The following is a 13,721-nucleotide window of genomic DNA, read 5'->3' on the forward strand; positions in this document are numbered from 1 at the left end:
CTTGAACCTTGTAAGTGATCACATGACCCGAGAAAATCGAGACTCAAGGCTGCAGCAGGAAATCGAGGCGAACCTGAAACGCGCCTATGACGATGTGCTGAAACAGGACGTGCCGGATCGGTTCACGCAGCTGTTGGCGCAGTTGCAGCAGGCCGATGGCGCAAAAAAGGATGGAGATCAGCATGACGTCTGATCCGCGCGAAGAGCTGGTCGAGCATATTCCGGCCATGCGCGCCTTTGCCATGAGCCTGACACGCAACGCCGCGCTGGCCGATGACATGGTGCAGGACGCCCTGGTCAAAGCCTGGACAAACATCGAGCGCTTTGAGGCCGGAACGAACATGCGGGCCTGGTTGTTCACCATCCTGCGTAACACCTATTATTCGCATTTCCGCAAACGCCGCCGCGAGGTCGAGGACGGCGATGGCGCGCTGGCGGCCAATCTTGCACAGAAGCCCGATCATGACGGCCGGTTGCAGATGCGCGATTTCAACACCGCCTTTGCCCAGCTGAACGAGGAACAGCAAGAAGCGCTGGTTCTGGTCGGCGCGGGCGGCTTTTCCTACGAAGAGGCGGCGGAAACCTGCGGCGTGGCGGTCGGCACCATCAAAAGCCGGGTCAACCGGGCGCGGGCCCGCCTGGCCGAACTGATGGGGCTGGACGATGACGACGGGCTGGGGGCGACCGATGCCGTGACCTCGGCCATCGTTGCCGACAATCCCAGCGCCGCATGACCAAGGGCCCCTGTCCGTGAGGCGCCGACTGGCAAAGCTGCGCAGCCTGCCTGCGCGGCTGGTGGCGATGTTGTCCCTGGCGCTTTTGCCGCTGGGGGTGATTTCGCTGTACCAGACGCGCGCCGTGCTGGAAGAGGCGCGGTCGCTCAACCGTGCCTCGCTCAAGGGGCGCACGGTCGAGGCGGCGATGGCCGAACGCGAGCTGATCCAGGAGGCATTGGGCGCGGCGCAGGGTCTGGGCGCGGCGGTTCTGGCGACGGAACGCAGCATCTGTTCGGACGTGATGGCGCAGTTCATCAAAAGCCACCCGCAGTTCATCTTTGCCGGGTTCATCGACGAAACCGGGTTCATGGAGTGCAGCTCGGCCCGGGTGGCGCGGGATTTTTCCCGCAACCGGGTCTTTCTTGAAATCCAGTCCAAGGGCAGCGCGACGGTCGAGATCAGCGGCCGGGGCGCGGTGACCGGTCAACCGGTGATCATCGCCAGCCACCCGGTCTGGCAGCAGGGCCAGCAGATCGGCTATGTCAGCATTTCGATCCCGCACCGTCTGGCCGATGCCCTGATGACCGACAGCACCGAGGACGAGGGCCTGCGCCTGGCGACGGTCAGCACCGATGGCGAAGTGATTTCGGCCACCGGCGGGGCCGACTCGGCGGCCACGTTCCTGCCGGCGGATATCCCGCTGGAAACCCTTGCGGGCCGGGTTGGTCAGACCTTTGACGCGGTGGTGCCGGGCGGCGAGGAACGGGTTTTCGCGGTCAGCGCCATGATCCCGGGCAGCGTCGCGCTGGTCGGCAGCTGGCCCGAGGCCAGCGCACGCGAAAGCGCGTCGCAGTTCAGCGTGTTCCTGTCGGTGCTGTTTCCGGGGCTGATGTGGATTGCCGGGGTGACGGTGGCCTATGTCAGCGTGCAGCGGCTGGTGATCCGGCACATTTCCCGGCTGCGGTCGGCGATGCGCCAGTATGCCTTGGGCGAATTGCGCGGCGGGCGGCTGGATCTGGACAACCCGCCCGAGGAACTGGCCGACACTGCCCGCGCCTTTAACCGGATGATCCTGTTTCTGGCGCAGGCCGAGGCGCAGCAGGAACAGGACCTGCGCGACAAGGAGGTGCTGCTGAAAGAAGTGCACCACCGAGTCAAGAACAACCTGCAACTGATCGCGTCGATCATGAACATGCAGGCGCGCACCGCCAAAACCCCCGAGGCGCGGCGCATGCTGGCGGGGCTGCAACGCCGGGTGCGGGGACTGGCGATGATGCACCGGACGCTTTACACCACGCCAGACATGACGGCCGTCAACGCGGCCGAAATGGTGCAGGCCATGGTCAAGGATCTGTCGGGCCTGCCCGCCGAGGCGGGGGTCACGGTGCAAACCCGGCTGGACGAGGTCCTGCTGTGGCCCGACCAGGCGGTGCCGCTGTCGATGCTTTTGGCCGAGGCGCTGACCAACGCCCTGAAATACGTCGGCTATCCTGATCGCGGGGCGGCTCGGATCGCGGTGGACCTGAGCCTTGGCGAGGACGGGCAGGTGCGCTTTGCCGTCGAAAACACCACGGGCCGACCGGTCACGCCGGTGGACGAGGATGCCACCGAAAGCGGCGGGCTGGGCAGCCAGTTGATGCGCGCCTTTGTCGGCCAGCTGGACGGCACGGACGAGGTCGAGCATGCGCCGGGCCTGTACCGCTATGTCGTGCGCTTCAATGCCAAGGAATTCGTCCCGGAGGAACAGGGGCAGGGCTGAACCGCTTTGCCTCTTGGCGTCCTGTCCAGGTGCCTTGCGCCCGGCCCCCGGGGCGGGGCGGCCTGATGGGATGGGGTGATCACCGTGTGCGAAGTTGATAGGAAATGGTTATCGCAATCATTACATTATTCAATTTTTCCAAATGACCCAGTTTTGATAGGTTCTAAACAGTCGATTCGCCGGGGGATGCGGGCAGGCCGCCAAAATCGTGGCGCCTGACATTTTTTGCGAGCGACATCAGGGGGATGGCCGGCCTGCATGGGCCGAAGCAAAGCCCCGGGGATATTCAGGCGGCTTTGGTTTGTACCGACGCCGTCACACCTTGACCAATGGAGAGAGACATGGACGGAAACGATATCGGCAAATGCCCGGTGATGCACGGCACACCAATGGCGACCAACTTTGGCGTACGGTCGAACCGTGACTGGTGGCCGAACCAGTTGAACCTGAAGATCCTCAGCCAGAACACGCCCGACACCAATCCGCTGGGCGCGGATTTCAACTATGCCGAGGCGTTCAAGAAACTTGATCTGGATGCGGTCAAGGCCGACCTTTACGCCCTGATGACCGACAGCCAGGACTGGTGGCCCGCCGATTATGGCCACTATGGCCCCTTCATGATCCGCATGGCCTGGCACGCGGCCGGCACCTATCGCACCGCCGACGGACGCGGCGGCGCGTCGACCGGGAACCAGCGCTTTGCGCCGCTGAACTCCTGGCCGGACAACGGCAACCTTGACAAGGCCCGCCGCCTGCTGTGGCCGGTCAAGCAAAAGTACGGCAATTCCCTGTCCTGGGCCGACCTGTTCATCCTGGCGGGCAACTGCGCGATCGAATCCATGGGCGGTCGCACCTTTGGCTTTGGCGGCGGCCGTGCCGACATCTGGGAGCCCGAGGAAGACATCTATTGGGGCGCCGAAGCCGAATGGCTGGCGACCTCGGACAAGGACGGCAGCCGCTATTCCGGCGACCGCGAGCTGGCCAACCCGCTGGCGGCCGTGCAGATGGGCCTGATCTACGTCAACCCCGAAGGCCCGGACGGCAACCCCGATCCGCTGCTGTCGGCGCGCGACATCCGCGAAACCTTTGCCCGCATGGCGATGAACGACGAGGAAACCGTCGCGCTGACCGCCGGTGGCCACACCTTTGGCAAGGCGCATGGCGCGGGCGATGCGTCGCTTGTCGGGGCCGAACCCGAAGCGGGCGCGATGGAAGACATGGGCTTTGGCTGGAAAAACGCCTTTGAATCCGGGCGCGGTGTGCACACCACCACCAGCGGCATCGAAGGCCCCTGGACCGCGAACCCGATCAAGTGGGACAACGGCTATTTCGACCTGCTGTTCGGGTACGAATGGGAACTGGTCAAATCCCCCGCAGGCGCCTGGCAGTGGCACCCCAAGGACCTCAAGGAAGAGGACATGGCCCCGCAGGTCGACGGTTCGGGCCAGAAGGTCACGCCGATGATGACCACCGCCGACATGGCGATGCGCATGGACCCGATTTATGGTCCGATCTCCAAGCGGTTCCACGAAAACCCCGAGGAATTCGCCGAAGCCTTTGCCCGCGCCTGGTTCAAGCTGACCCACCGCGACATGGGCCCCAAGGTCTGCTACCTGGGCAAGGAAGTCCCCGCCGAGGATCTGATCTGGCAGGACCCGATCCCCGCCGTCGATCACCCGCTGATCGACGCGGCCGACATTGCCGCGCTCAAGGACAAGATCCTTGCGTCGGGTCTGTCGGTGTCCGAGTTGGTGAAAACCGCCTGGGCCTCGGCCTCGACCTTCCGTGGGTCGGACCGTCGCGGCGGTGCCAATGGTGCGCGCATCCGTCTTGCCCCGCAAAGCGGCTGGGCCGTCAACGAACCCGACGCGCTGGCATCGGTGCTGTCGACGCTGGAAGGCGTGCAGGCTGACTTCAACGCGTCGGCCTCGGGCGGCAAGAAAGTGTCGATGGCCGATCTGATCGTGCTGGGCGGCTGCGCGGCTGTCGAAAAGGCAGCGGCAGATGCCGGTCACGCGATCGAGGTGCCCTTTACACCGGGTCGCAACGACACCACGCAAGAGTTGACCGACGCCGAAAGCTTTGAGCCGCTGGAGCCCAAGGCCGACGGGTTCCGCAACTATCTTAGCCAGGAGTTCTCGGTCGCGGCAGAAGAAATGATGCTGGACCGCGCGCAACTGCTGACGCTGAGCGCGCCGGAAATGACCGTTCTGGTCGGCGGCCTGCGGGTTCTGGGTGCCAACCACGGCGGCAGCCAGCATGGTGTGCTGACGGACCGTCCGGGCCAGCTGACCAACGATTTCTTCCGCAACATGATCGACATGGCGACGGAATGGAAACCCAAGGGGGACGGCGTCTATGAAGGTCGTGACCGCAAGTCCGGTGAGGTCAAGTGGTCGGGCACGCGCTGCGATCTGGTCTTTGGCTCGAACTCGCAACTGCGGGCGCAGGCCGAGGTTTATGCCCAGGACGACGCGGCCGGGAAATTCGTCAAGGATTTCGTTGCCGCCTGGGTCAAGGTCATGGAACTGGACCGCTTTGATCTGAAGTAATCCAGCCTCCGGCGATCCGGAGTGACACGATCACACACCGCGCCCGGTTCCCCCGGGCGCGGTTTTTTCGTGTCGGATCAATGCGGGCGACATGACACGGATTAAGGCGCGCGCGCCGGTTCTGCGGCAGACTGCCCGCAGGACGAGGAGAAAAGGAGGAAGAACCATGATCACATTGGAAGACGTTCAGGGCATGACCTGCCTGAGCCGCGAGGAAATCGAAGCGGTGGCGGAACACGAGGGGATTCCCGATCTCGATGCCGCCTGCCTGGCTGACTACATGATGCACGAACACCACGGCCCCGCGAAGGTCCAGCAGATGATCTGCGAAGACATCCGCGCCGCGCTGCGCAAGGATGACGTGCCCCGCGCAAAAGAGCTGTACGGCGTGCTACACCACTTTCTGACAGAGCATCCAGAGGCGGCGCGTGGGGCAGAAGGGTAGCTGGCGCTTGCCAAATCCCTTGCTGGCTTCCGGAAATCTCGTTAGGGTTGTGGAATTGAACCCGGAGGATTTCAAATGACCGATAAGAGCACACCCAGCAAGGGCACCGTCAAACCCACCGACAAGGGGATCACCTTGGACAATGGTCTGAAAAAAGGGGCCCAGGTTGATCTGGGCAAAGCGGCGACGACCAAGAAATAGGGGCCGCTCCTTTTTTTGGGTGAGGGACGAAGGTCCGGGGTCAATGCCGCCGGGCGAAAGCGGCCACATCTGGCTGACCCGCCACGGCAAACACGCGGCGGCGCTGATCCCGTTCCACGAATTGAAGGTGCTGGAGGCGGTGCTGGGCATCAACGAAACGGCCCGCGTTCAACAGATCGAGAAAGAGTACCACAAGTTCCGCGCCGCCAAGACAGTGCAGGCCTATGAGGAACGCGCGCGGCTGGCGGCGGGCAAACAGGTGGGCGGCGCGCTGGCGACCGAGCGCAAGGCGCGCATGGTGGCATAGGGGCGCTACCCCTGGATGGACGACCCGGTGCTGATCACGGTGCGGGATCAAAGACCTGCGCTGCGGTTCGGGGTGAGCGACGATTCCGACGAAGTCGGATGATACGTCCGGGGGACGTTAAGAAACATGGACGGAAGGCGCCCCGGTAGCCAGGTGATTGGTGCTGTAGCTGTGGATGGGTAGAAGCGCCTCAATTGATTTTTAATTGACGAACTACTTTCCCGAGAAATACATGCCAGAATCTGGGATGAGTTTTCGGGACTTTATCAAATTCTCGAGTTCCAGATTTAATTCGGCGAGAACGGGTTGCGGCAAGATTTTGAAACGATTTGGATAGTTTTTCAGTAGGTCTGAGGCCTCTTCGTCAGTTAAGCTGCTATTCAATACATTGGCAACAAACTCCGCCTCTAGTAGTCGGCGGTGTAGTGGCGTCGGTCGCTTGATTAACGCGCCGAAATCTGTAACGGATTGCGAGAAAAATTCGTGGCGTTTGCGCTGGTATTTGTAAAAGTCATGCGCATTTTTTTCCTTTTTCAAGACTCTCTCTGAAACTTTCCTGTGAAAGTCTATTGACCTTCGTACTCCTTTAACTACTTTCTCGCAAAGGGATATAACGTCTATTTTTTTGTTTCTATACAGATAGTTTCTTGTGTCGGCCTTCCATTTAAAGCCAGAGCAAGCGATATCAGCTGAGTTAATAAGCAAATATTCACGCTTGGCTCCATCAAGTTGAACTGAGTGGGAGAATTTTGGAATGCTGTAGTGTAGTAAGAAATTTCTAAGGTCTTTCATGAATCCCATTGGTTCAGAAAAGTCTTTAATTGCCTTTTGTATTGCGCGGGAATAGGGCTTGCTATTTTTTAGCTTGCATAGGTCTCGTATTCTGAAACACAAATCAACGTATGTGGCGTAGAGCGCGGAGAACGTAATGAGACTCGACGCTGTTTTTTTGTACTCGCGTTCGTATGAAGTGTTGGAGTCGGCCTGGATATCCAACGCAGCCGACATGCCTGAGTGATAGCTTGAAAGGTTTATAAACTCTTCTCTCAGGGCATCGAAAAGGCCCTCCAAGTTATCCAAAATGGTTTCAATTTTTTGATATGGGCTGAATTGCAGGGCGAATTTCCAGGCTTCGTCCGAAAGGGTTGAAACTGCTTGAGAGAAACCTTCGGTGTCTTCCGTGCCGAGATGTGACATGTACTCGGCGAGGGCCATGGCGGTTGGAAAATCACGGTGATTAAATCTACGAGCTGCCCAGCCCCTTTTGAGTGAGTCTGGAAATCTCCCAAGTAGCTCGCTGTCATGAATTGTAAGGTGGCGAGTGGGGATTAATTCGTGTGCTTTAATTCTGTTTCTTAAGATATGACTAATTAGAGATGGTTTAGGCATATGCAATAATCTCAGGTTTTGGCGATGTGCCTTCGCTGAGTTTAATCGTGCGAACGTTGTGTGTCGATAGCTGAAACCGTACTTAGCTGTCCATCTTCAACGCTGAGATGAAGGCTTCCTGCGGGATGTCCACCTTGCCGAACTGGCGCATCTTCTTCTTCCCGGCCTTCTGCTTTTCAAGCAGCTTCTTTTTCCGCGTCGCGTCGCCGCCGTAACATTTGGCGGTCACGTCCTTGCGCAGGGCGGACAGGGTTTCGCGGGCGATGACCTTGCCTCCGATGGCGGCCTGGATCGGGATCTTGAACATGTGGCGCGGGATCAGGTCCTTGAGCTTTTCGCACATGGCGCGGCCACGGGTTTCGGCGCGGTCGCGGTGAACCATCATCGACAGGGCGTCGACCGGTTCGTCGTTCACCAGCACCGACATCTTCACAAGGTTGTCTTCGCGGTAGCCTTCGAGCTGGTAGTCGAAGGAGGCGTAGCCTTTGGAGATGGATTTCAGCCGGTCGTAGAAGTCAAAGACCACCTCGTTCAGGGGCAGGTCATAGACCACCATGGCGCGGCCCCCGACATAGGTCAGGTCAAGCTGGATGCCGCGGCGGTCCTGGCAAAGCTTGAGCACGTCGCCAAGGTAGTCGTCGGGCACCATGATCGTCGCCTTGATGCGCGGTTCCTCGATGTGGTCGATGGTCGAGGGGTCGGGCATGTCGGCGGGGTTGTGCAGGTCGATCTGGGACCCGTCGCGCATGAAGACGTGATAGATCACCGAGGGCGCAGTGGTGATCAACTCGATGTTGTATTCGCGTTCGATCCGGTCGCGGATCACCTCGAGGTGCAGCAGGCCCAGGAAACCGCAGCGGAAGCCAAAGCCGAGCGCGGCGGAGGTTTCCATTTCAAAGCTGAAGGAGGCGTCGTTGAGGGCCAACTTTTCTATCGCGTCGCGCAGGTCTTCGAATTCGTTGGAATCGACCGGGAAGAGGCCGCAGAAAACCACGGGCTGCGAGGGTTTGAAGCCGGGCAGGGGCGTTTCGCAGCCCTTTTTCTCGGTCGTGATGGTGTCGCCGACCTTGGTGTCGCGGACCTGTTTGATCGAGCCGGTGAAAAAGCCGATTTCGCCGGGGCCGAGTTCCTTGACGTCCTGCATGGCGGGGCGGAAGACGCCGAGCTTGTCGACGCCGTATTTGCCACCCGTGCGCATCATCTTGATGTTGTCGCCCTTGCGGATGGTGCCGTCCATCACGCGGATCAGCACGACCACGCCAAGATAGCTGTCGTACCAGCTGTCGACCAGCATCGCCTTGAGCGGGGCGTCGGGGTCGCCCGAGCGGGGCGGCGGCAAGCGGGTGACGATCGCCTCGAGCACGTCGGGGATGCCAAGGCCGGTCTTGGCCGAGATCAGGCAGGCGTTGGAGGCGTCGATGCCGATGACGTCCTCGATCTGTTCGGCCACGCGGGCGGGGTCGGCGGCGGGCAGGTCGACCTTGTTCAGGACGGGGACAATCTCGTGATCGGCCTCGATGGCGGTATAGACGTTGGCGAGGGTCTGCGCCTCGACCCCTTGGGACGCATCGACCACCAGAAGCGAGCCTTCGACCGCGCGCATGGAGCGGGAGACTTCGTAGGCAAAATCCACGTGTCCGGGGGTGTCGATCAGGTTGAGCACATAAAGCTCGCCATCCTTGGCGATATACTCGATCCGGACGGTGTTGGCCTTGATGGTGATGCCGCGTTCACGCTCGATATCCATGGCGTCCAGCAGCTGGGCCTTCATGTCGCGTTCGGACACGGTGTTGGTGGACTGGATCAGCCGGTCGGCCAGGGTGGATTTCCCGTGGTCGATATGGGCAACGATCGAGAAATTGCGGATGTGGGACAGGGGTGTGCTCATAGACTGCGATATGCGGTGGAAATGGGATTTGGTCAAGTGGGCGCAGTGCGGCAGGGGGGGCTGTGGGCGCGGTTCTTTTGGGGGTTTGCGCGTTTTGCTTGTGCCGGGGGGCGGCTGGGGTAGGGTACGGTAGAGTAGCTTTGGCGTGAGGGGCAGGGTGGAGTTTCATTTCGACAAGGGCTTTCGAGAATGGTTGTCGCATCAAACCCAAGAAGTTGTTGTCGCCATCCTGACGCGCACTGCCTTGCGTGAATGGCCCTCGTCGATAGGTACGCGATTTTCGGGGCTTTCTTCGATTTCTGAACCGGCACCGGTTCCATTTGGCCTGATATCGGGCTGGGCAATGCTTGTTGCAGGTGTCGCGGCTGTGCAGCCTGAACCTCAAATCAGGGCTGCTGCCCAAGCCGCCGGCGCAGCGTTGGCCAGGGTTGCATCGGCCGCCCCAAGCGGGCGCGTTCGGGCCGTCCAAGCGGCATCAAAAGCAATTGCCGGTGCCGGTGCCAGTACTGCTTCTGATGCATCAGCTATCGCTACGGCTGTTCCTGCGCCTGCCATACTGAGTCTTTCAATCTCCGACGAAACCAATGCTACTTGGCACGCGGCGCATTCAGACTCGGAATTTGAAGTTGCTGAAATGGTGAGGCAACCCCTTTGGCACGATCAGGGATGGCCGAAGGGGATGGCCCCGGATGCCTTTGGAAACTGCCTTCTCGACACCGACCCGCATTTCGATTTCTTCCGCCGCTGGTATGACGGCATGGTCACGGGCCAGCCGCTGGATTGGGAGTTGCAACGCCGGGTTGCCTTGATCGACCCGAAGGTTTGGGAAAGCGGTGATGCCGAAGCGGTGGCGCGAGAGATTGCGCGGGTTGAGGCGGAGTGGCTGGCGGATCAGTTGCCGCAGGCGGATCGACTGGAGTTTGACGAGGCGCAGGGTGTCTTTGTTTCGCAGCCCGAACCGTTCAATGCTGAAAAACTGGTGGAAACGACGCTGAAACAGGTGGAGTTCGCCATTCAAGTGGCGACGACCAGCAATTGTGGGGTCAACGCAAGTTCGACCGCCTGCCTTTACATAGACTACACCCTGGAACACTGCCGCGAAGACGCGAACGCCATCGAACAGAACCTAGAGATTGCGCGCTGCGATCTTGTGCAAGGTGTCGAGGACGGCAGCTATCAAGAAGACGGCAAGCTGACCGCCCTCGTGCAGGTGCTGGATCGCGCCGTGACGGATTTGCGCGCCCACCATCCCGAAGTTGCCAAGGCTTGGGAGGCGCGGATCAAGCACAGGCTGCGGGTCGCCGAAGCGGACCAGAAACAGATGATCGTCGAGAAGGCGACCGAGTTGATCGCCATCAGCGACAAGAAGTTGGGGCGGGAACTGGAACTGGATGCCACGACCATCGCCCATGGTTCGGGCGAGGTTCAGGGCGGGGCGATCCGGCGGTTCTTTGGCCGCGTGGCGCAGATGCGGATCATCGTGCGTTCGGCTGACGTGATCAAACGCATCGACGCCAGCAGCGGGTACAAGGGGACGCGGATCGTGCAGACGCTGCAGAGCCTGATTGAATTGATAACCGGGGCGTTTTGATCGCTTGTTGGGGTGTTGCACCTTTGGTGACGGGCCCCTTTCAGGAAATCCTCAATTGAACCTGCGCCGTAAATCGGACATGATGCCCCCTGAGGGCAGTTGGCCGAACAGACGGGATAACCCGCGCGGTCCAAGCAAGTGAGACAGGTGTGATGAAGACAGCCGGATTGATGTTGGTGGCCGTTCTGGCCGTAGCCGCCTGTGGCGGCGGGGATCGCAACAAGCGCAACTATGGCGGCGGGACGGTGACGCGCGCGGCCTCGGTCAATTTTGCGACGGGGCCGGTTTCGCGGGCCTGTCTGACCTCGGGGCGCAAGGCGGCCAATTCCCGGCTTTGCGGCTGTATTCAAGGGGTTGCGAACCGCGACCTGTCGTCGAACGATCAGCGCAAGGCGGCAAAGTTCTTTTCCGATCCGCACCAGGCGCAGGAAACCCGCCAGTCCGACAACCCGTCAAACGAAGCCTTCTGGAAGCGCTACAAGGCCTTTGCCGCCCGGGCCGAGGCCTCTTGCACCGGGCTGTGACGCAGGGTCAGTCGCCCACCGCACGCGGAAAGGGGGCTGGCGGCGTCATGCGGGCCTCGGCGGTCATGGCGTGGCCGTGCATCCCTTCGGCATGGGAAATCACCGCCGTGGCGCGGGCGAGGTCAGGCAGGGCCTGATCGGTCACGCGCTGCCAGGTGACGGTTTTCAGGAACTTGTGCACCGACAGCCCGCCGGTATAGCGCGCCGCCCCCGAGGTTGGCAGAACGTGGTTCGGGCCGGATGCCTTGTCTCCGAAGGCGACGGTGGTGTCGGCGCCCAGAAACAGCGAGCCATAGGCGGTCAGCCGGTTTTGCCACCAGGGCAGGTCATCGGCCTGCACGTGCAGGTGTTCGGGGGCCAGGCGGTCGGATTCGCGGGCCATTTCCTCGCGCGTGGCGCATAGGATGACCTCGCCCATGGCGTCCCATGCCTCGCGGGCGGTGTCGCGGTTGCCTTTGGGCAGGCTGGCCAGGGTGGCGGGCATCAGGCGCAGGACCTCGCGGCCCAGGGCTTCGTCATCGGTGATCAGCCAGCAGGGCGAGGTGGGGCCGTGTTCGGCCTGCCCGGCGAGGTCAAGCGCGACCAGCGCCGGGTCTGCCCCGGCGTCGGCAAGGATGGCGATGTCGGTGGGGCCTGCGAACATGTCGATGCCGGTGGGGCCGAACAGCTGGCGCTTGGCCTCGGCCACATAGGCGTTGCCGGGGCCGCACAGGATGTCGGCGGCGGGGGCGCCGAACAGGCCGAAGGCCATGGCGGCGATGCCCTGCACCCCGCCAAGGTTCAGGATCAGGTCGGCGCCGGCCAGGTGCATGGCGTACAGGGTGGCGGCGTCGATGCCATCGCCGCGCGGCGGGGCGACGGCGGTGATATGGGGCACCCCGGCGGCCTTGGCGGTGGTGATCGTCATCAGGGCCGAGGCGATATGCGCATAGCGCCCGCCCGGCACATAGCAGCCGGCCGAAGACACCGGGATCACCTTTTGCCCGGCGATCAGGCCGGGGCGCAGTTCGGTCTCGAACTCGGTCAGAGAGGCGCGCTGCGCCAGGGCAAAGGCGCGGATGTTGTCATGGGCGTATTCCAGCGCCGCGCGCAGCGGCTGCGCCACCTGGGCGCGGGCCTGTTCGATCTGCGCCGGGCTGACCACGACCTCGCCCTGCCAGCCGTCCAGCCGCTGGGCATAGTCCAGCGCGGCCGCATCGCCGCCAGCCTTCAGGCGGGCCAGCATGATCTGGACGGTGTCCTGGATGTCGGCCTCGGCGGCGGGGGGCAACCCGGGGGCGGTCTTCAGAAAGCGGGGCATGGGGATATCCTTGACGAAAGACGCTCAGTTTCGGAAAAGCTGAAGGTGGAGTTGTGGGAAGGGGCCGCAAGATGCTGATGAAGGGGGTCACCCTGCGCGGGCTCGAGGTGTTCGAGGCGCTGGCCGCAAGCGGATCGGTCGCCCGGGCGGCCGAGGTCACGGGCCTTAGCCAGCCCGCCGTCAGCCAGCAGATGCGCAACCTTGAAACCGCGCTGGGCACCGACCTGGTCGATCATGCGCGCCGCCCGATGCAGCTGACCCCGGCGGGGCGTTCGTTCCTGGAACGCACCCGCGCGGTGCTGTCGCACCTGCGGCTGGCGCAGAACGAACTGACGGTGATGGACCTGACCCACCTCAGCACCCTGAACCTGGGGGTTATCGACGATTTCGACAACGATCTGACGCCGCGGCTGGTGACCATCCTGGCCGAAAGCATGACGCGCTGTCGGTTCAAGCTGATCACCGCGCCCAGCCACGAAATCTCCGAGGAAATGCGCGCCCGCCGCCTGCACCTGGCGATCGCCGCCTCGACCGGCGAGGTCAGCGAAGGCATTGCCGAATACCCGATCGTGCGCGATCCCTTTGTCTTTGTCTGTCCAAAGGGGGCGGTGGCCGACCATGGCGGGCTGGATGCGGTCATGCGGGGGCTGCCGCTGCTGCGCCATGACCGCGAACAGCTGATCGGCCGCCAGGTCGAAACGCATCTTGCCCGCAACAAGCTGTCCTTCCCGGAACGCTTTGAAATCGGGGCGCATCTGTCCTTGATGACGCTGGTGGCGCGCCGGGTCGGCTGGACGATCACCACGCCGCTGGGCTACATGCGCGCGGTCCGCTTTCATCCCCAGATGGAGGTGCATCCGCTGCCCTTCAAACCCTTTGCCCGCACCATTTCCGTTCAGGCCTCGACCGATTGGGCCGACCAGGTGCCGCGCGATGTGGCGCGTACGGCGCGGATGCTGATCGCCGAACTGGTCCTTGCCCCGGCGCTGCAACTGCTGCCGTGGCTTCAGGGCGACCTGCGCCTGCTGGAAGAGTGACAACCCCATGAA

General features: G+C 62.1%; 13 protein-coding genes. 10 read left to right on the forward strand and 3 right to left on the reverse strand.

Features of this window, described 5'->3' with window-relative positions; all coding sequences use genetic code 11:
• The first annotated feature begins 22 nt into the window (after nt 1–22).
• The 7 genes from QF118_RS08530 to QF118_RS08560 all read left to right on the forward strand — a co-directional run bounded on the left by QF118_RS08530 (nt 23) and on the right by QF118_RS08560 (nt 5,980).
• Nucleotides 23–193 (forward strand): NepR family anti-sigma factor, encoded by a 171-nt coding sequence (locus tag QF118_RS08530; RefSeq protein ID WP_282302202.1) that lies wholly within the window; start codon nt 23–25, stop codon nt 191–193.
• Nucleotides 183–734, forward strand: coding sequence for an RNA polymerase sigma factor (locus tag QF118_RS08535; RefSeq protein WP_282302203.1), 552 nt, complete (start codon nt 183–185; stop codon nt 732–734). Before QF118_RS08530 ends, QF118_RS08535 begins: the two co-directional genes overlap by 11 nt.
• 16 nt (nt 735–750) lie before the next feature.
• On the forward strand, nt 751–2,475 hold the full coding sequence (locus QF118_RS08540; protein WP_282302204.1) for a sensor histidine kinase: 1,725 nt from the start codon (nt 751–753) through the stop codon (nt 2,473–2,475).
• Nucleotides 2,476–2,816: 341 nt separating this feature from the next.
• A complete protein-coding gene (gene katG / locus QF118_RS08545) occupies nt 2,817–5,027 on the forward strand; it encodes a catalase/peroxidase HPI (protein ID WP_282302205.1) in 2,211 nt (736 codons plus the stop codon).
• A gap of 166 nt (nt 5,028–5,193) precedes the next feature.
• Nucleotides 5,194–5,472: a hypothetical protein gene (locus QF118_RS08550; RefSeq protein ID WP_282302206.1), complete on the forward strand. Its 279-nt coding sequence runs from the start codon at nt 5,194–5,196 to the stop codon at nt 5,470–5,472.
• Between the two features lie 75 nt (nt 5,473–5,547).
• The gene (locus tag QF118_RS08555; RefSeq protein ID WP_282302207.1) at nt 5,548–5,673 is read left to right on the forward strand and encodes a hypothetical protein; all 126 of its coding nucleotides are present in this window, start codon (nt 5,548–5,550) and stop codon (nt 5,671–5,673) included.
• Between the two features lie 43 nt (nt 5,674–5,716).
• On the forward strand, nt 5,717–5,980 hold the full coding sequence (locus tag QF118_RS08560; protein WP_282302208.1) for a hypothetical protein: 264 nt from the start codon (nt 5,717–5,719) through the stop codon (nt 5,978–5,980).
• 213 nt (nt 5,981–6,193) lie between these two features.
• Here QF118_RS08560 and QF118_RS08565 read toward each other — a convergent pair whose 3' ends face one another.
• Nucleotides 6,194–7,195: a hypothetical protein gene (locus QF118_RS08565; protein WP_282302209.1), complete on the reverse strand. Its 1,002-nt coding sequence runs from the start codon at nt 7,193–7,195 to the stop codon at nt 6,194–6,196.
• A gap of 256 nt (nt 7,196–7,451) precedes the next feature.
• Nucleotides 7,452–9,257, reverse strand: a complete 1,806-nt coding sequence (gene lepA, locus QF118_RS08570; RefSeq protein WP_282302210.1) for a translation elongation factor 4 — start codon at nt 9,255–9,257, stop codon at nt 7,452–7,454.
• Nucleotides 9,258–9,414: 157 nt separating this feature from the next.
• On the opposite strand from lepA, the gene QF118_RS08575 reads away from it, so the two are divergent.
• Nucleotides 9,415–10,848, forward strand: a complete 1,434-nt coding sequence (locus QF118_RS08575) for a hypothetical protein (protein ID WP_282302211.1) — start codon at nt 9,415–9,417, stop codon at nt 10,846–10,848.
• Between the two features lie 152 nt (nt 10,849–11,000).
• Nucleotides 11,001–11,372: an arginine transporter gene (locus QF118_RS08580; protein ID WP_282302212.1), complete on the forward strand. Its 372-nt coding sequence runs from the start codon at nt 11,001–11,003 to the stop codon at nt 11,370–11,372.
• Between the two features lie 7 nt (nt 11,373–11,379).
• Here the strand turns inward: QF118_RS08580 and hisD are convergent, their stop codons facing one another.
• Nucleotides 11,380–12,672 (reverse strand): histidinol dehydrogenase, encoded by a 1,293-nt coding sequence (gene hisD / locus QF118_RS08585; RefSeq protein ID WP_282302213.1) that lies wholly within the window; start codon nt 12,670–12,672, stop codon nt 11,380–11,382.
• Nucleotides 12,673–12,743: 71 nt separating this feature from the next.
• Here hisD and QF118_RS08590 point away from each other — a divergent pair, with 71 nt between their 5' ends.
• Nucleotides 12,744–13,709, forward strand: a complete 966-nt coding sequence (locus tag QF118_RS08590) for a LysR family transcriptional regulator (RefSeq protein ID WP_282302214.1) — start codon at nt 12,744–12,746, stop codon at nt 13,707–13,709.
• The last annotated feature ends 12 nt before the right edge of the window (nt 13,710–13,721 follow it).

Source organism: Tropicibacter oceani (assembly GCF_029958925.1).
GTDB classification, from domain to species: Bacteria; Pseudomonadota; Alphaproteobacteria; order Rhodobacterales; family Rhodobacteraceae; genus Pacificoceanicola; species Pacificoceanicola oceani.